This is a genomic window from Sorangium sp. So ce362, from assembly GCF_051519845.1.
Classification (GTDB): domain Bacteria; phylum Myxococcota_A; class Polyangia; order Polyangiales; family Polyangiaceae; genus Sorangium.
The window spans coordinates 1362273-1378675 of sequence record NZ_CP150332.1; the positions used below are offsets into that span (position 1 = coordinate 1362273).

The 16403-nt window shown below is 70.2% G+C and carries 13 protein-coding genes; 6 read left to right on the forward strand and 7 right to left on the reverse strand.

Annotated features, from left to right (window positions below; all coding sequences use genetic code 11):
- Positions 1-610: 610 nt before the first annotated feature.
- Positions 611-1600, forward strand: coding sequence for a hypothetical protein (locus WMF17_RS05375; RefSeq protein ID WP_437648492.1), 990 nt, complete (start codon positions 611-613; stop codon positions 1598-1600).
- Between the two features lie 249 nt (positions 1601-1849).
- A complete protein-coding gene (locus tag WMF17_RS05380) occupies positions 1850-2875 on the forward strand; it encodes a hypothetical protein (RefSeq protein WP_437648493.1) in 1026 nt (341 codons plus the stop codon).
- Between the two features lie 51 nt (positions 2876-2926).
- Here the strand turns inward: WMF17_RS05380 and WMF17_RS05385 are convergent, their stop codons facing one another.
- The 5 genes from WMF17_RS05385 to WMF17_RS05405 all read right to left on the reverse strand — a co-directional run bounded on the left by WMF17_RS05385 (position 2927) and on the right by WMF17_RS05405 (position 9634).
- On the reverse strand, positions 2927-4087 hold the full coding sequence (locus tag WMF17_RS05385) for an FG-GAP repeat domain-containing protein (RefSeq protein ID WP_437648495.1): 1161 nt from the start codon (positions 4085-4087) through the stop codon (positions 2927-2929).
- Between the two features lie 182 nt (positions 4088-4269).
- Positions 4270-5634 (reverse strand): DUF1552 domain-containing protein, encoded by a 1365-nt coding sequence (locus tag WMF17_RS05390; RefSeq protein WP_437648497.1) that lies wholly within the window; start codon positions 5632-5634, stop codon positions 4270-4272.
- A complete protein-coding gene (locus tag WMF17_RS05395; RefSeq protein ID WP_437648499.1) occupies positions 5631-7382 on the reverse strand; it encodes a DUF1592 domain-containing protein in 1752 nt (583 codons plus the stop codon). Before WMF17_RS05395 ends, WMF17_RS05390 begins: the two co-directional genes overlap by 4 nt.
- A gap of 190 nt (positions 7383-7572) precedes the next feature.
- Positions 7573-8808 (reverse strand): pyridoxal phosphate-dependent aminotransferase, encoded by a 1236-nt coding sequence (locus WMF17_RS05400; RefSeq protein WP_437648501.1) that lies wholly within the window; start codon positions 8806-8808, stop codon positions 7573-7575.
- 31 nt (positions 8809-8839) lie between these two features.
- Positions 8840-9634, reverse strand: coding sequence for an SDR family oxidoreductase (locus WMF17_RS05405; protein ID WP_437648503.1), 795 nt, complete (start codon positions 9632-9634; stop codon positions 8840-8842).
- 408 nt (positions 9635-10042) lie between these two features.
- Here WMF17_RS05405 and WMF17_RS05410 point away from each other — a divergent pair, with 408 nt between their 5' ends.
- Both WMF17_RS05410 and WMF17_RS05415 read left to right on the forward strand, forming a co-directional pair.
- Positions 10043-10321: a MoaD/ThiS family protein gene (locus WMF17_RS05410; protein ID WP_437600868.1), complete on the forward strand. Its 279-nt coding sequence runs from the start codon at positions 10043-10045 to the stop codon at positions 10319-10321.
- A gap of 70 nt (positions 10322-10391) precedes the next feature.
- Positions 10392-11558 (forward strand): WD40/YVTN/BNR-like repeat-containing protein, encoded by a 1167-nt coding sequence (locus WMF17_RS05415; RefSeq protein WP_437600869.1) that lies wholly within the window; start codon positions 10392-10394, stop codon positions 11556-11558.
- A 54-nt stretch (positions 11559-11612) separates the two neighbouring features.
- Here the strand turns inward: WMF17_RS05415 and WMF17_RS05420 are convergent, their stop codons facing one another.
- Complete coding sequence (locus tag WMF17_RS05420; protein WP_437648505.1) at positions 11613-12209, reverse strand: 50S ribosomal protein L11 methyltransferase; 597 nt, start codon at positions 12207-12209, stop codon at positions 11613-11615.
- Between the two features lie 399 nt (positions 12210-12608).
- On the opposite strand from WMF17_RS05420, the gene WMF17_RS05425 reads away from it, so the two are divergent.
- Positions 12609-13841, forward strand: coding sequence for an MFS transporter (locus tag WMF17_RS05425; RefSeq protein WP_437648507.1), 1233 nt, complete (start codon positions 12609-12611; stop codon positions 13839-13841).
- A gap of 115 nt (positions 13842-13956) precedes the next feature.
- Here the strand turns inward: WMF17_RS05425 and WMF17_RS05430 are convergent, their stop codons facing one another.
- Positions 13957-14376 carry a hypothetical protein gene (locus tag WMF17_RS05430; RefSeq protein WP_437648509.1) on the reverse strand — a complete coding sequence of 140 codons (420 nt, stop codon included), beginning with the start codon at positions 14374-14376 and terminating at the stop codon, positions 13957-13959.
- Positions 14377-15149: 773 nt separating this feature from the next.
- On the opposite strand from WMF17_RS05430, the gene WMF17_RS05435 reads away from it, so the two are divergent.
- Positions 15150-16382, forward strand: a complete 1233-nt coding sequence (locus WMF17_RS05435) for a DNRLRE domain-containing protein (protein WP_437600872.1) — start codon at positions 15150-15152, stop codon at positions 16380-16382.
- Positions 16383-16403 lie beyond the last annotated feature (21 nt).

A 16403-nucleotide genomic window follows, 5' to 3' on the forward strand; every position in this document is an offset into this window, starting at 1 on the left:
TGGCGGTTTCTCACGGGGGAGACAGACGACTTCGGAGAACTTCCCGCCCCCTCGGCGACCCGATGCGGGGCCAGGCGTGGTGGGGGTGGACCCCGCCACGCGTCGAGGCCCGGCCAGGCTTGATGGGAGTGGACCCCCCCCTCGATCAGGTGCAGGGCCAGGTCTGGCGGGGCCCAACCTGCCGGCGACCTGACGTCCGGCCAGGCTTGACGTGGGTGGAACCCCCCCGCGACCAGGCACAGGGCCAGGCGTGAGGGGGGTCGACCCCCCCCACGAGCAGGTGCCCGGCCAGGCGTGAGGGGGGTCGACCCCCCCCACGAGCAGGTGCCCGGCCAGGCGTGAGGGGGGTCGACCCCCCCCACGAGCAGGTGCCCGGCCAGGTGTGAAGGGCGTGGGCACCCCCCTCGCTCTGGTCGATGGCCAGATCCCGCGGGGGTCGACCACCACATCCGCGGGTGCAGTACCCGCCCCGGTGGGGGTCTCACCCCGCCCGGGCGCCGCCGCTCCTTCCACGGCCGTCCTCGTTCTGGTACGTGACCCGTCGCGCGCCCCGGCGGGCGGCCCCGCGGCGCCCCCGCGCGCCCGAGCCGGGGCGAGGAGGGCCATTCCCATGCACAGGAACATCCGTCGTGCCGTCGCGCCGGCGCTGGCCGGCGCGCTGCTGTCGATCTCGGCGGTCGCCGCGGCCGAGCCTCCGTCCAGCGCCCGGGACCGGCTCGTCGCGCAGGCGCACGCCGCGGTCGACGAGGCGCGGCTCGCCGAGGCGCGCGATCTGTGGATGGCGGTGTGGAAGCTCGAGCGCTCCCAGGTGGCCGCCTGCAACATCGGCGCGCTGTCGTTCCGGATCGGCGATATGCCGGCCGCCGTGCGCTGGCTGTCGCTCTGCAAGGAGATCATGCGCGCGCCGAGGACCCCCGACGAGCGCGCGCTGTACGAGTCGCGGCTTGTCGATCTCGCCCGCGCGCGCCAGCTCGCCGGCGAGCTCCGCATCCTCGCGCCCGCGGGCGCGACGGTCACGATCGACGGCGCGCCGGCCGAGATCGAGGGCGACGAGCCCATCCCCGTCGAGCCCGGGCGCCGGGTCGTGCGCGCGGCGCTGGACGGCAAGACAGCCTCGGCCGAGGTCGACGTCCCGCGCGGCGAGACGCGGGAAGTGAGGCTGACCTTCCCCTCGCCGCCCCCGCCGCCCCCGCCGCCCCCGCCGCCCGAGGGGCCGCGCGCCGCGCGACAGAGCCCCGCGCCTCCTCCGCCCGCGCGACCGGGGCCGGATGCCACCCTCGTCAAGGGCGGCCTCGGGCTGTCCGTCACCTTCGCGGTGGTCGGCGGCGTGCTGCTCGCCGGCGCCGAGAAGCGCGAGGAAGCCGTCCTCGCCTACGCCCGCGCCGCAGGGCCGAACGGTTGCTTCCGGGCGAGCTGGCCGATTTGCCAGCAAGCCGTCGCGGCCCACGGCGAGATGCGCACCCTCAGGCAGCTCGGGGTGGCCGGCCTCATCACCGGAGGAGCGGTCCTGGCCGTCACGCTCGGATACACGTTCTACCCGCGCGGCCAGGCCGACGTCCGGCTGTCGGCGGATGGCTTTACGGTCACTGGCGTGTTCTGACCACGGATTCGACATCGACCCTGGTCTGACCGGCGCGTGACCGGACACCGGCGCCTGCGTGCCGCGCACTGGCGAAAACTTGCGTGACGGCCGCGGGAAGAGCGCGGCATAGTGAGCCTGTTCGAGGAGCAGGCCAACGACACCCCGGCGGATTGGGGCCGCCAGGGTGTCGGCTGCCCAGCCTTGTGCCGGAGGACTGGACGTACGATGAGCTCTGTCAAGCATTGCGCCTTGGCGATTTTGTTTCTCATGGGTTTTGCACTTTCTTTCGCCTGTGGTGCCGAGCCGTATGTGGGGGGCGACTGCGCGACCACGGACGACTGTCTGTCCGACGGCCAGAGCGTGCCGGGTACCGTCTGCATCAACGGGCGCTGCGAGTGCGCCGAGCCGGGCAAGGTGGTCTGCTGCCCGCGCGGCGAGAACGAGCCGGACTGCTTCCTGATGTGCCGGCCCTGCGACGAGTGCGCGGAGGGGACGGCGGAGTGCTCGGGCGTGGTGGACCCGTCGGCGCAGTGCAAGAGCGACGCGGAGTGTCCCGGCCCGCCGGACCCGCGGTGCGGCGCGGGACGCTGCGTCGAGGGGAAGTGCGCGCTCGAGATCAAGCCGGGTCGCCTCGGCTCGCAGCTCCGCGGCGACTGCCAGCAGGACGAGTGCACGGAGGAGGGGAGCGTGGTCAGCGTGCCGGCGTACGACGTGTACAACGACGGCAACCAGTGCACGAACGATCTCTGCGACTATGACCGGCCGCTCAACGCGCTGCTCGACGGGGTGATCTGCCCGATCTCGGGGTCGGGGCGGTGCCATGCGGGGCGGTGCATCGAGTGCCTCGCTGAGGATCCTACGCTGCACTGCGCCGCCGGGCTGGCCTGTGATGGGGTGTTCTGCGTGCCGGCCCACTGCGTCAACCTGGTGTTCGACGCGAGCCGCGGAGAGACCGCTCAAGACTGCGGTGGTTCGTGCAAGCCGTGCAGAGATGGGGATCTATGCAACGCCGGGGCAGATTGCCAGTCGGGCGTGTGCGCGATGGCGCATTGCAAGGCGCCGACGTGCGCCGACGGCGTGAAGAACGGCGGCGAGGCCGGCGTGGACTGCAGCGGCGCGTGCCCTCGCCTCTGCCCCGAGGGCGGCGGCTGCGCGTCCGGCGAGGATTGCGCGAGCGGCGTCTGCTGGGCCGGCGCCTGCGAGGAGCCCACCTGCAAGGACGGCGTGGAGAACGGCGACGAGCTCGGCGTGGACTGCGGCGGCAAGGGATGCGCCGCGGCGTGCCCGGGGTGAGGAGCGACGCCGAGCTCGCCGACGGCGAGCCGCGTCCACCGGCGGCGCCGGTCAGTCGCCGCCGCGAGGGCCCGGGATCACCGGTCCCGGCGCGAGGACGCGGCTCCCCTCCATCAGCCATACGGCCATCTCGCTCGTCCCGGCCCTCTGCCAGATCACATCCGCCATCCCATCCAGGTTGACGTCGCCGGCGGCGCGCGCGCTCCACCCGTCGCCGATCGGCCCCGGGATCACGGGCCCCGCCGCGAGCAGCTGACTCCCTGCGAGCAGCCATACGGCTATCAGCCCGCTCTCTTCGTTGCCCCAGAGCACGTCTATCATGCCGTCGGCGTTGAAATCGCCCACGCCGGTAGCGACCCAGCCGTCGCCGATCGGCCCCGGAATCACGGGCCCCGCCGCGAGCGGCTGGCCTCCGTGCATCAGCCAGACCAGCATCAGGTCCTGCTCGATACCGATCCAGATCACATCCGCCATTCGATCGAGATTGACGTCGACCGGAAAGCCGAAGCTGAAGCCGCCGATCGGACCCGGGATCGGGGGCCCCGCCGCGAGCAGGTGGACGCCGTTCATCGGCCAGACCGCCATCTGGTTCTGATCGGGATCGAGCCAGAGCACGTCCGCCATCCGATCGAAGTCGAAATCGCCGGGCAGGGCGGTCCAGCCACCGCCGATCGGCCCTGGAATGAACGGTCCGGGGGCGCGCAGGCGGCTGCCGTCCATCAGCCAGACCGCCATCAGGTGCCGTTCCTCATGGGACCAGAGCAGGTCCGCCATGCTGTCGGCGTCGAAATCGTTCGCCCAGACGACCCAGCCGTCGCCGCCGGGCCCCGGGATGAACGGTCCGGGCGCCAGGAGGTCGCTTCCGTTCATCAACCACACGGCGATCCGGTTTCGTTCGGCGTCGTACCAGATCACATCCGCCATCCTGTCGGCGTTGAAGTCGGCCGTCTGGATGATCTCCCACCCGTCGCCGTGGCGCCGCTGCGTCGCGGCGCCGGGGGATGGGGCCGAAGGTCCGATGGGACGGCCCTCGTCGCCCGGATCGACGCCGCGCGCGCAGGCGGCCGTCGCGGGGATCGCGGCGGCCACACCCAGCGCCCTCACGACCTGCATGAACGTTCTCAGGCTCGCCTCCCTGGCCCTCATGCCGTGCAGCGCGGCGAAGGCCGTCGTCGGGGATCTGTGGCCTCCGCTCGTGGGCGCGCGGTTCACGGCGCCGGGGAAGGTAGCAAGCGCCGGTCCATCCGGAGCCGCGTCGGCCCCGGAGAGGGGTGTCGCGCGCACAGGGGTTGGCCCTCGGAAGAGGAGCGTTACCGGGGCGTCAATTGCATCGGGGGGCCCCGGCTGCTTGCCGCGCGGCAGAGGAAGAGGGCCGCAGCCGTCGGGGCGCCTGCTCAGGTGAGCGGCAGGGCGCCCCCGGCGTTCAAGACGTCCTCGCCGAAGCTCTTGACGTCTTCGAAGCCCATGTAATTGAAGCAGCTCACGAGCATGTCGGCGAACGAGCGATCGCCCCGGAAGTCGACGAGCCGCCCGCGCCGGAAGTGGTCGTGAGCTTTGCCCGCGAAGACGACCAGGCTGTCCTCGATGCTGTGGGTGTCGCCCTGCCCGAGCTCGTTCCAGTGCACGACGAGCGTATGATCCCAGAGCGTGCCGTCGCCGTCGCTCGTGTTCTTCAAGATCTCGTAGAGCTTCGTGTTCTGCTCCCAGAGGTGCTTGTGGATCTTGCGCACGTCGGCGAACGCGGCGGCGTCGCTGTTGTGCGAGATGTCGTGGTGACCCTCGCTGAGGCCCAGGCTCGAGTAGACGCGGTTGCTCGTGTTGCCGCTCCAGTTGAAGTTCACCACGCGCGTCAGATCGCAGGCGAACGCCAGGGCGCTGATCTTGAAGAACAGCTCGCCCATGATCACGTGGTTGTCGTCGGCGTAGGGGTCGAGCCTCGTGCCGAGCGAGGTTTGCACGCACGCGGCCGCGTCGTTGCCGGTCTGGAGCGCGCGCTCGACGTCGCGCATCGAATCGAGGTGCTGCTGGATCTTGGCGCGGTCCTCGGCGCCGAGCTTTGTGAGGAGGGAGTTGCCCTCCTCGCGCACGAGATCGATGGCCGACTGCTTCTTCGCCAGGCGCCTCAGCACCTCTTGCTGCGCGGCCCCCTCGCCGGACGAGAAGGCGAAGATGCGGGCGTAGGCCTCGTACGGGTCGGTCTCCGGCGGGATCGGGCTCTGTTTGCCCTCGGGACCCGCGTGGGCGTGCGTGTTCCAGATGTCGTTCCGCTTGTTCCCGACGCGGAACACGAGGTGCCGGTGCGCGACGCTCTCGTCGGCCTCCAGCACGCGACCGCCGATCGCGTAGTCGGCGCTCGGCCCCTCCACGTAACCTATCGTGGACTCGGTGCCGCCGATCGGGAACGACCCGGTGCCGGACTTCCACGGCGCGAGCGAGCTGCCGCCCTGCTGGTGGTTGTCGGCCCGCTCGGCCTCCGGCAAGTCGTAGAAATGCTTGTGCAGTTTGTTGAGGAAGACGAGATCCTCGCGGTAAGGCTCGAGCGGGGCGAGGAACTCGCCGAGCTGAAAGCTCGTCTCACCGCCGGCGCTGAAGCGCTTCGCCGTCTCGTCGCCGTTCGCCTGGAACACGAACATGATGCGGCGCGGGGAGGGCGTCGTCTGGGCGCGCGCGCGGCTCGGGCGCATGGCGTCGAGGAACGGGAGCGCGAGCGCAACTCCGGATGCGCCACGCAGGAAAGTACGGCGGCTCAGCGGTTTCATGGTCTCTCCGGGGTGATCACGGGGCGGTAGCGGAAGGCGTCGGTCTGCGTGAGCGCGACAACGAGCTCGGACAGGCTGTAGCCGCTCTCCTTGAACGCGACCGAGAGCGCCGCCATCGAGCAGCGATCGGCGTCGGTCTCGTCGCGACCGTGGGAGAAGCGGAAGTTTTGCAGCACGTAGCAGGCGCGCGCCTGCTCGCTCTGCGCGAGGCGCTGGCCCAGCTCGGCGGCGTTCGCCACGGGGCCGTCGGCGTCGCGCGTGAGCGAGATGTCGCTCGAGGTCGCGACGGGCCGACCCTCCTCGTCCGTGGTGCGGGCGCGGCCCACGGCGTCGAACGACTCGAACACCACGCCGAGGGGATCCATCATCGCGTGGCACCCCGCGCAGCTCGGCTCGCTGCGGTGGAGCTCGAGGCGCTCGCGCTGCGAGAGCCCTTCTCCCAGGCCCTCGAGATCGAGCTTCACGTCGTTGGGGGGAGCGGGCACGATCGCGCACAGGAGATCGGTGCGCACCTTGAGGCCGCGCCGGACGATCGAGGTGCGCGTCGCCTTGTCGTGCGTGAGCATCATGCCCTGGGTCAGCACGCCCGAGCGGCCGGGCATGTCGACCCTGACGAAGCCGTCGCCGCTCACGCCGTCCACGCCGTAGTGCCGCGCGAGCGCGCCGTTCACGAAGCTGTACTCGGCGGTGAAGAGCTCGTCGAACGAGCCGCTCGGGCTCGAGAACAAGCTCTTCACGAACGTGCGCGTCTCCTCTTGCAGCAGGCCGGGCAGGCGGGGCACGAGGTCCGGATACACCGCCGGATCGCGCGTCATGCCGCTCAGGAGGTCGATGTCGAGCCACTGGTCGAAGTACTCGAGCAAGCGGTCGGCCCGGGGATCGGCGAGCATGCGCCGCACCTGGGCCTCGACCTGCTCCGGCGTGCCGAGCTCGTCCGCCGCCGCCGCGCGCGTGAGCTCCGCGTCCGGCTGCGACTGCCAGATCAGGTACGAGAGCCGCGAGGCCATCTCGTACGGCGTGGGCTCGGTGACGTCCCCCGTGCTCGCCTGGCCGAGCTCGACGCGATAGAGCACGTTCGGCGACTGCAGCATGCTGAAGACGACCCACTCGATGCCGTCCTTGAAGGTGTGCCCGTCCGAGCCCGCGGTGAAGCGCTCCTCGTAGCTCTGGACCTCGGCCTCGGTGAGCGGCCTTCGGTACGCCCTGGCGCCGAAGGTGCGGATGAAGTCGCTGGCGCACTCGAGCTCGCCGAGCGCCGCCGGATCGCAGGAGACAAGGCCCGGAGCCTGCGCCGCGACGGCGGAGATCTGCTCCGCGGCGTCGAGGTACTTCTGCGCGACGAGCGAGCCGACGGTCAAGAAGCTCGCGTTGTTGCGGAAGCCGAGCGACTCGGGCTCGCTCGGGAACGTGGCGACCACCGTGTCGATGGTGGAGGCCACGCCCGAGACGCCGGAGAAGAGATCTTTCAGCGTATTGGAATACTCGTAGTTGCTGAGGCGGCGGAGCGGCGACGCGCCGGGCTGCGGCGTCTGGCAGAAGGGCGAGGCCAGCACGTCTTCCGGGGCCTGGGCGCTTCCAGGCCTGTCCCCGCCGCTCTCGGAGCCCGAGCCGGGCGGCGTGGATTGGCCAGGTCCGCCGATCTGGCCGTTGCAAGCCGCGAGGAGCGCGAGCAAGAGCGGCGCAGCGTACCTGCGTTTTGAGCCCGGGAGCTCGAAAGGCCAGCGATGCGTGTGATGATCGGGGTTCACCGTGTCCTCCACGCCGCGCCCGACGAAAGGCACGAGCTGGTGCGAGCGCCGACCCCATGGATCGGCGCTGACATGGGTTCCCGGCGCTGAGACTCAACAGCGCCGAGGTTAGAACCTACCAGAACCTGTCCGGTCAGCCACACATCACGAATCGAACGCGAACACTTTTGTCCTCCAACGACCCACTCGCTTACCCAATTTCTATGCTCTCGCCGAGTTTTTGAATCTCGACGGTAGCGGCGCGCGGCGCCTCGCGCCACGCCGCCACGCTGGCCGCCGCTGCGCGGCGCGGGCTCATCACGGCGTCGAGCTGTTCGATGAAACAGCTGTTTTCCGCCGGCAGGCCGACGGTCACGCGGAAGTATTCATCGTATCGCTCTTCGCCGAACGGCTCGAAGACCTTCACCTTCACGCCTCGAGCGAGCAGCGCGTCGTGGACCTTCGCCCCGGACCACGCCCCGCGCGCGCGGCACAGGATGAAATTCGTCTTCGACGGGAAGGCCTCCAAAGGGCGATGAGCGCCGATGGCCGCCATGAGCCTGGCGCGCTCCCTCCCGGTTTGCTGCCGGACGAACCCGAGGTGTCCTCTGTCCTGCAACGACGCCTTCGCGAGCTCGGTGGCCAGCTGCCCGACACGGTGAGGCGTCAGCCTGGCCTCCATCTGCGCCACCAGCTGCTGGTCCGCCACGGCGTACCCGACGCGCACCGACGCGAGCCCGTGGGCAAAGGAGAAGCTGCGCAGCACCACCAGGTTGGGATGGCGGAGCACCAGGTCCGTCATGCGGGTGCCCGGGCTGTCCTCGAGGTAGTGGACATACGCCTCGTCGATGAAGAAGCAGGACTCAGGGAACCGGGCGAGCAGCGGCTCGAGCTCCCGCCTCGTGATGAGGACGTTCCCCGTGGGGTTGTTGGGGTTGCAGAGGTAGACAAGGCCGTCCTGCCGTGAGAGCCGCGATGCGAGCATCTCCACGTCGAGCGCGAAGCCGTTCTCCGGACCCAGCGGGAGCAGCTCGCATCGCAGCCCCACCCGGACGCCCGAGGCAGGCACCTTGGAATAGGTGAGCCGCGTGGTGATGATGGGGTACGCGACACGCCTCAACAGGAAGCGCAGGGTCCGCATCGCCGAGCGCTTGATCTTGTTCTCGATGAGGAACGGGATGCATGCCTTGAGCAGCGGGCCGCTCCCGTTCGCGACCAGCACGTTCTCCGGTCGCACGCCTGCGTCTTCGGCGAGCGCGCGCCGGAGATCTCCGTTGTCCGCGGCTGGATAGCGCCGCAGCGCCACGTTGCCGTCATGGCGCCGCATGACGTCCGCGCACCGCTCGGAGCAGTAGGTGCCGTGGTTCAGCGCCATGTCGATGGGCGGCGCGCCGGGCCGGCAATCCGGGTCGAGGGGTGTGTCGCTGGCTGTCGCTCGGGGCTGCATGGGGTGCTCCTTGCGTGGGTTGCGATCAGGATCAAGCAAGCTTCGAGACCCGCGCGGCCATGACGTCGAAGAGCCTCTCGGGCCACAGCCGCTTGAGCAGCAGGGCCGCGAGATCACGGCGCTTGCCCACCGCGATCTCGCGCTTGCCCTTGTCGAGCCCACCCAGGATGACGGCCGCAGCCTCGGAAGGATCCATGCCGGCCTCGATGTTCGGGTCGGCCGAGCCCGCCGTGGTCCCGTCGCCGCGAAGGGCATTGACGTCGATGGCGGTCCGCACGAACCCCGGCGTGACCACCGAGACCTGCACGCCTCGGTCCGCCACCTCGGCGCGGAGCGCATCGAAATACCCCACGAGCGCGTGCTTGGCCGCGCAGTATCCGGTCCGGAAAGGAACGCCCAGCTTGCCCGCGATGCTGGCCACCGCCACGAGGTGACCCGAGCGGCGCTCCAGCATCCGCGGGAGCACGAGCTGCGTGAGCCGGACGGGCGCGAAGAAGTCCACTTCCATGATGTGCCGGTAGACTTCGAACGACGTGTCGACGCCGAGCGAGCGCTGCGAGATACCCGCGTTGTTGACGAGCATGTCCACGGCGCCCGACCACGCAAAGGCGCGGTGCACGACGGCCGGCAGCGCGTCGAGGTGCGTCGCGTCGAACGGAAGCACAAGAGCAGGCGTCGCGCACGAGGTCGCCACGCGCTCCAGGACATCGGTACGCCGCGCCGAGAGGATGACGCTGGCTCCCTCTCCGGCGAACGCGAGCGCGAGCGCCTCACCGATGCCCGACGACGCGCCGGTGATCCATACTACCTTCCTCGCAAAGCCCATGACGCTGCTCCTCCTGACGTCGCGATGATGCGGTTGGCGCCTGCGCGCATGACACGGACCGGGCACAGCGAGCGTCCGATGGCCCCGGAGCCGCGTTCGCCTCCCACCCCATCCGAGGCGCTCACTCCCGCGTCCCCGGGCTCGGGTCTCCACCATGCGGCGACGTCATCCTGATGTTCGAACATTCGTCCCCGAGATCCAGGAGGCCACCGTCGCGGGCCAGCTGCAATGGCGATCTCGAGGCGCGCGGCCGCCGGTCCGGAGGGGACCAGCAGGCGGAGGGAGGGCTCAGGCCGCCGGGCGCCATGTCACCAGGTGTCGGAGTGGAGCTCGACGGTGGGGAGGCTGCTGCTGCGCGGCCGCCCCTCCGGGCTCGACGGAGGGCGCCCGATGTGCGATCGTCGGTCGATGGCGCGCGTCGAGTTCAGCACTCATCTGCCCACGTTGTTTCCTCAGCTCGCCGGAGGCCCGCTCTCCATCGAAGCGTCGACCGTGGCTGGGGTCGTCCAGCGCCTCGAAGAGCTCGCGCCCGGAGTGGCGTTCTATATCTGCGACGAGCGAGGCCGGCTGCGCAAACACGTCAATGTGTTCGTGGCGGGGGAGATGATCGTCGATCGACGCGCCCTCACCGATGCCGTCTCCTCGGACACCAGCGTCTTCATCGCTCAAGCCCTCAGCGGCGGCTGAGCCACGCGCCGCGGCACGTCCCCGGACGCCGGCCCCGCTCGAACCACCCCAGACAGGAGCTCTCGACAACATGGTCCAGCGACTTCTCATCGGTACACGCAAAGGCACCTTCATCGCGGAGCGCGGGGCGACCGGCTATCGCCTGCGCCTCGCGGGTCATGCGGGCGTGTGCGCCAACTATGTTGCGGCCAATCCACACGACGGCAGCCTGTGGGCGGCGCTCGGCTTCGGGCACTGGGGCGCCAAGCTGTCGACGTCCCGGGACGGAGGGCAGACGTGGAAGGACGCCCCCTCGCAGATCAAGTATCCCGAAGGCGCACGGTACCTGTCGCCGCCGGACCCGGGGCAGGAGGGCGAGGGAGAGAGCCGCTTCACGATGCGCCCGGCCACGCTGCTCAAGCTATGGGTCATCGGCTTCGGCGCGCCGGGCCGCATCTACGTCGGCACCATCCCGGGAGGGCTCTTCGTCAGCGATGACGCGGGAGAGCGCTTCGAGCTCAACCGTCCGCTCTGGGATCACGAGAGCCGCGGTGGAAACCTGTTCGACGGGGACGGCAGCGGCAAGACGCACTGGTTCGGCACGCCGGCGTCCGAGGGCGGCGAGTTCGCCGCCGGCATCCACTCGATCGACGTGGACCCGCGCGACCCCGACCGCGTGCGGGTCGGGATCTCGACGGCAGGCGTGCTCGAGAGCCGCGACGGCGGCAAGACCTGGCACGGCAGAAACAAGGGCCTGACCAACGACTATCTGCCCGAGCAGCAAGCCGAGTGGGGGCACGACGCTCACTTCATCCAGTGTTGCCCCGGTCAACCCGAGCACGTCTGGCAGCAGAACCACTGCGGCGTTTTTTACAGCAGCGATGGCGCCGCGACGTGGAAGAAGGTGAGCCAGCCCGAGCAGGGCGTCCATTTCGGTTTTCCCATCGTCCCGCACGACGAGGATGGGCGCACCGCCTGGGTGGTGCCCGGCGTGTCGGATCAACAGCGCATGACCATCGGCGGCGGCCTCTTCGTGGCCCGCACGCGCGACGGCGGACAGTCGTGGCAGGCGCTCCGGGAGGGGCTGCCTCAGGAGAACGCGTACGATGTCGTGTACCGGCACGCCCTCGCCCTCAGCGGCGATGAGCTTGCCTTCGGCAGCACCACCGGCAATCTTTATGTGAGCAGCAACGGCGGAGAACGCTGGCAGGCCATCGCCCAGAACCTGCCGCCCATCTACAGCGTGCGCTTCGGGTGACACGAAGGGGGGACGCGGGACACGTTCTGTTCCGCGTCGCGCTTCGGATCGGGTTCAGGGCGATGGTCGTGCGGTCAGGCGCCACACGAGCGTACGCCACGCGCCCCGCTCGAAGATCTCCGGTCGACGACCGGCGAGGAGCGGCGCATACCGCGCGACGATCTCCGGAGCGTCGGTGGACACGAGCCCCGAGAGGATCAACGTCCCTAGCGGAGCCAGGCGAGCCACGATCCGGGGGGCGAGCTCCGCGAGCACACCGCGAAGGATGTTGGCCACGACGATGTCGAACGTCCCGTCCGGCCACGTCGTCGCGAAGCTCACGCGACCTTCCACCGCGCTCCGCCGTCCATTCTCCTCGGCGATAGCGATCGCGGCGGCGTCGATGTCGACCCCGATCGCCTCGCCGCCGAGCTTCGCGGCGCCGATCGAAAGGATGCCTGTTCCGCACCCGACGTCGAGGAGGCGGAAGCCGCTTCGCGGCGCGAACGACGCGAGCGCTTGCAGGCACATCCGCGTGCTCTCGTGCCGGCCGTCGCCGAATGCGTGGCTCGGGCCGAGGACGATGGTGCGCTCGTCGATCTCCGCGTCCCGCGGACCGAGGATCACACGAAACCGAGGCGGTACTTCGATGACGGTCGAACGGGCGCTCATGCTCGTGGAAGCCTGCCACCGCGCGGCCGCAGCGTCATCCGAGCCGCGGGGGCTGGCCGGCGGGCGGGGGAGGCTCGGCGGCGCCCGGCGCGGGCGCCGCTGGATCCAGACCTCTCCCAGCAGCGGCAGCACGCCCATCCTCACGTCGCGCGCCGCCCGGCCGCGCCGAGCCACCGCACCCGGACCGTTCCAGCCGGCGCGAGCGACCGCGGAGAGAACGTGTCGGCGATCATCGGCGCTGGCTCGCCCGGTCGGCAGGCGTGGTGAGTCGGTGCGGCGTGGTCATCGAGATCGGTGCGGCGTGGTCAGCGAGGCGGGATCGCAATGGAACCGAGATCGACCCCCAGTGTCCGTGTTTCGGGCGACCGAAGCTCGTCCGCTCGATTACGATTGTCGGTCGTGGCAGACCAAACGCGCGCCGGCAAGATCGCCGCCCTCGGCGCGCTGTACTTCGCACAGGGCATCCCGTTCGGCTTCCAGGCGACGGCGCTGCCCGTCTTTCTGCGGGCGAGCGGCGTCTCGCTCTCCGGCGTGGGCTTCGCTGGGGCGCTCGCGCTCCCCTGGGTGGCGAAGGCGCTCTGGGCGCCGCTCGTCGACCGCTTCGGGTGGGAGCGGCTCGGCAGGCGCCGCTCGTGGATCCTGCCGCTCGGCGTGCTGCTCGCGCTCACGTGCGCGGCCGCGGCGTTCGTCCCGCCGTCGCGCCACCTCGGCGCCCTGCTCGCGCTGGTCTTCCTGATGAACCTGCTCGCGGCCACCCAGGACATCGCGGTCGACGGGCTCGCGATCGACCTGCTCGGTCATGGCGAGCTCGGCCTGGCGAACGCCGCGCAGGTGGTCGGGTACAAGGTCGGCATGCTCGTCGCCGGCGGGCTGCTCGTCTGGGCGAGCGCCTGGATCGGCTGGCGCGGCCAGTTCGGCGCGATGGCGGCGCTCATCCTCCTGTCGGTGCTCGCCTCGCTCGCGCTGCGCGAGCCGCCGGCGAGCGAGGTCGAGGCGCGCGCGCGCCGCTCGCTGCGCGAGGTGTTCGCGACGGTGCTCGTCGCCCTGCGGGCGCCGGGCGCGCTCTGGGTCGTCGCGTTCCTCGGGACCTACAAGCTCGGCGAGGCGATGGTCGACATGATGTTCAAGCCCTTCCTCGTCGACGCCGGCTTCCCGCCGCACCGGATCGGCCTCTGGGTGGGCACGTACGGCCTTGTCGCGTCGATCGTCGGCTCGCTCGCGGGGGGCCTGCTGTCGCAGCGCATCCCGCTGCTCGCCGCCGTCGGCGTGACCTCGGCGCTCCGGTCCGCCGCGATGGCGGGCGAGTGGTACCTCGCCGCGGCGGGCCCACCCACCGCCGGGGCCGTCATCGCGGTCACCGTGGCCGAGCACCTCTTCGGCGGCGCCCTCACGACCGCGGTGTTTGCCTTCATGATGTCGCGCGTCCGTCGAACGGTCGGCGCGACGCACTACACGCTGCTGGCGAGCGTCGAGGTGCTCGGGAAGTCGCCTGCGGTGTGGCTGTCGGGCACGCTCGCCCAGCGGCTCGGCTATGCAGGCCTGTTTGCCCTGGGGACCGCGATCTCGGTCGTCTTTCTCGGGCTGCTGCTCCCCTTGCGTGAGCTGCGTGAGCGGCGAGCGGGCGAGAGGTGAGCAGACCTGGCCGTTCGATCCGCCGGTCGACAGGGCGCCTCGTCTCCGTCCGAGGGGATACCTCACCCCGGTGAGCCGCTCGGACTCTTCCCAGAGCCGCCGCTGCGCGCCCTCGTCATACGACCGTGCGCTCGACGCGTGCCGCACCGGAAACCCCGTCATCCCGAACGGCCCTGTCGGCCCGTAGTACTCTCCTCCCCCTCGCGCCCGGATCGACGGCCGCTCGCAGTGACGCGAGGGCCCCCATCGCGGCGCTCTGCCCGAGGCCGAGCCCGAGCCGCGAGGCGAGCTGGCTCAGTCCGCGAAACAACCCAGGCGCGCTCCGCGTGATCTCTGTATGCGACCCGCCCGGGTGAGCCCCCAGCGCGATCGTCTTCGCGCCGGCCGCCGCGAGCCGGCGCTGGAGCTCGTAGGTGAACAGCAGGTTCGCGCGCCTGGACTGCCCGTACACGGAGAACCCCCGGAACGCCCGCCCGCTCTGCAGATCGTCGAAGGAGATGTCGGCCTGCCGATGCGCGACGCTGCTCACCGTCACGACGCGCGATCCTGGCACCTCGCGCAGCCTCCCGACGCGGCGCGACGCGACGCGACGCGACGCGACGCGACGCGACGCGAGCAGGCCGATCGCCGACCCGGCGCGCGGACCCTCGCTCCCGAGGGCCGCGACCCGCCGTCGCGCCGTCGCCCGCTTCCGTGACGGGGGAAATTGAACCTCCGAGGCACAGAGGGAACACAGCGCGAAGAGGAGAGGGGAGAATTTTTTTTATCCCTCCTCTTCCCTCGGCGCCCACGGCGCCCTCTATGGTGCCTTTTGTCATGAGACCCGAGGGGCGAGCTTTGTCGCCGATGTGGTCGATGATGCGAAAGAGGATGATCCGCGCGCCCATTTCATGATATAACGAGACAGCCCTACGGCTGGCAGCTCCAAGAATCTCTCGTGACCGGGGTCGCACGACTCCTTCCATCGATCGCCTGGCCGGCGACGACCCTCACCGCCTCAGGGGGCGAGATCCTCCTGGGACCGGGGAGCTCGAGTCGGCCACGATCCGGGAGGCGAGCGCCTCGTAACGGCCGTCCCGGCGTGTCGTGCATGCTGCAAGCGCTGGTCGACGGATAGAGCCTTCCGCGAGCCGCCTCCGGGCCAAGCAATCTCTTCTCAAGCATCGTTTACGCATCGTTTACGCATCGTTTACGCATCGTTTACACATCGCTTACGCATCGAAAAAGTATTTTTGAATCCACAGCGTGCGGCAGGTCGCCGTACTGCATGGCGCCAGCTATGCCGGCGCCCCAACGAGGAGCTCTCCCATGAGAACCACCTATCCGTCGATCTCTGCGTTCGCGCTCGCCTTGATGATCTCCGGCTGCATGGCGGCACCCGAGCCGCATGACGACAACGAAGAGGCCATCGGCGAGGGCGCGGCGGCGCTCGTCTCCTGCTCGGTGCTGCCCTCCGGCGACATCGTCACGAACGGCAGCTTCGAAACGCCGAACGTGTCGAACGGCTCGTCGTCGCTGTACAGCTCGATCTCCGGCTGGCAGGCTGCCTATGGTCAGATCCAGATCCATGACCACTCGAACGGCATGAGCCCCGCGCACGGCAGCCAGCACGCCGAGCTGGACGCCGACACCTCGAGCGGCATCTACCAGAATCTCACGACCATCCCGGGAGCGACATACCAGCTCCGGTTCGCCTTCGCCGCGCGCCCCGGCACCAACGCGAGCCAGAACGTGCTCGGCGTCGTCTGGGGCGGCCAGGCGGTGGCCACGCTCACGACCGCCAGCTCCACATGGGTCAACTATACCTATACCCTCGTGGCCTCCGGCACGACGACGCGCCTCCAGTTCAACGATCTGGGCATCTCGAACGGCCAGGGGACGCTCCTCGATCATGTCAGGGTGGTCGCCGCCGATACGGATCAGGACGGGGTCTTCGACTCGTGCGACAACTGCCCGGCGCTGGCCAACCCCTCCCAGGCCGACGCCGACGCCGACGGCATCGGCGACGCCTGCGAGCCCCCGTCCTCCCAGTGCGTCGTCGTGCAGCGCGGCACCTACGGGACCGTGCAGGATGCGCATATCCAGCCCGGGGTCTCGTGGCCTTACGGCGATTACCCGTACGTCGTCACCAACACGCTGCCGGAGGGCGAGCAGCCGGGCGTGCTGTCCTTCGATCTGTCGTTCATCCCCGCGGGCGCCGACATCGACTCGGCGATCCTCTCGCTCTCGCACACGTGGAAGGCGAGCGCCGGCGTCATCGAGGTGCACCGCGTGAACGGCCCCTGGCAGGAGTCGACCCTCCACGCCGGCAACTTCTCCGGGTACAACGCGGCCGTCGAGGCCACGATCACCACCGTCGCCGCGGACGCCGTCGCGACCGCCAACGTGGCGGCCCTCGTCCAGACCTGGGTCGATGGATCCCAGCCGAACTACGGCGTCGCGCTCCAGGATGTGAGCGGCCGGACCGACATCCGGTCGAGCGAGCAAGTGAACGTCGCCAACCGGCCGAAGCTCGAGGTCTGCTACACGTCGGGCCAGTAGCGGGGATTCCAGCCGAGGCGC

Coding starts and splice junctions, on each gene's coding strand:
- WMF17_RS05375 (WP_437648492.1), top strand. CDS start 611: ATGCACAGGAACATCCGTCGTGCCGTCGCGCCGGCGCTGGCCGGCGCG.
- WMF17_RS05380 (WP_437648493.1), top strand. CDS start 1,850: ATGGGTTTTGCACTTTCTTTCGCCTGTGGTGCCGAGCCGTATGTGGGG.
- WMF17_RS05390 (WP_437648497.1), bottom strand. CDS start 5,634: ATGAAACCGCTGAGCCGCCGTACTTTCCTGCGTGGCGCATCCGGAGTT.
- WMF17_RS05400 (WP_437648501.1), bottom strand. CDS start 8,808: ATGCAGCCCCGAGCGACAGCCAGCGACACACCCCTCGACCCGGATTGC.
- WMF17_RS05405 (WP_437648503.1), bottom strand. CDS start 9,634: ATGGGCTTTGCGAGGAAGGTAGTATGGATCACCGGCGCGTCGTCGGGC.
- WMF17_RS05410 (WP_437600868.1), top strand. CDS start 10,043: ATGGCGCGCGTCGAGTTCAGCACTCATCTGCCCACGTTGTTTCCTCAG.
- WMF17_RS05415 (WP_437600869.1), top strand. CDS start 10,392: ATGGTCCAGCGACTTCTCATCGGTACACGCAAAGGCACCTTCATCGCG.
- WMF17_RS05420 (WP_437648505.1), bottom strand. CDS start 12,209: ATGAGCGCCCGTTCGACCGTCATCGAAGTACCGCCTCGGTTTCGTGTG.
- WMF17_RS05435 (WP_437600872.1), top strand. CDS start 15,150: ATGAGAACCACCTATCCGTCGATCTCTGCGTTCGCGCTCGCCTTGATG.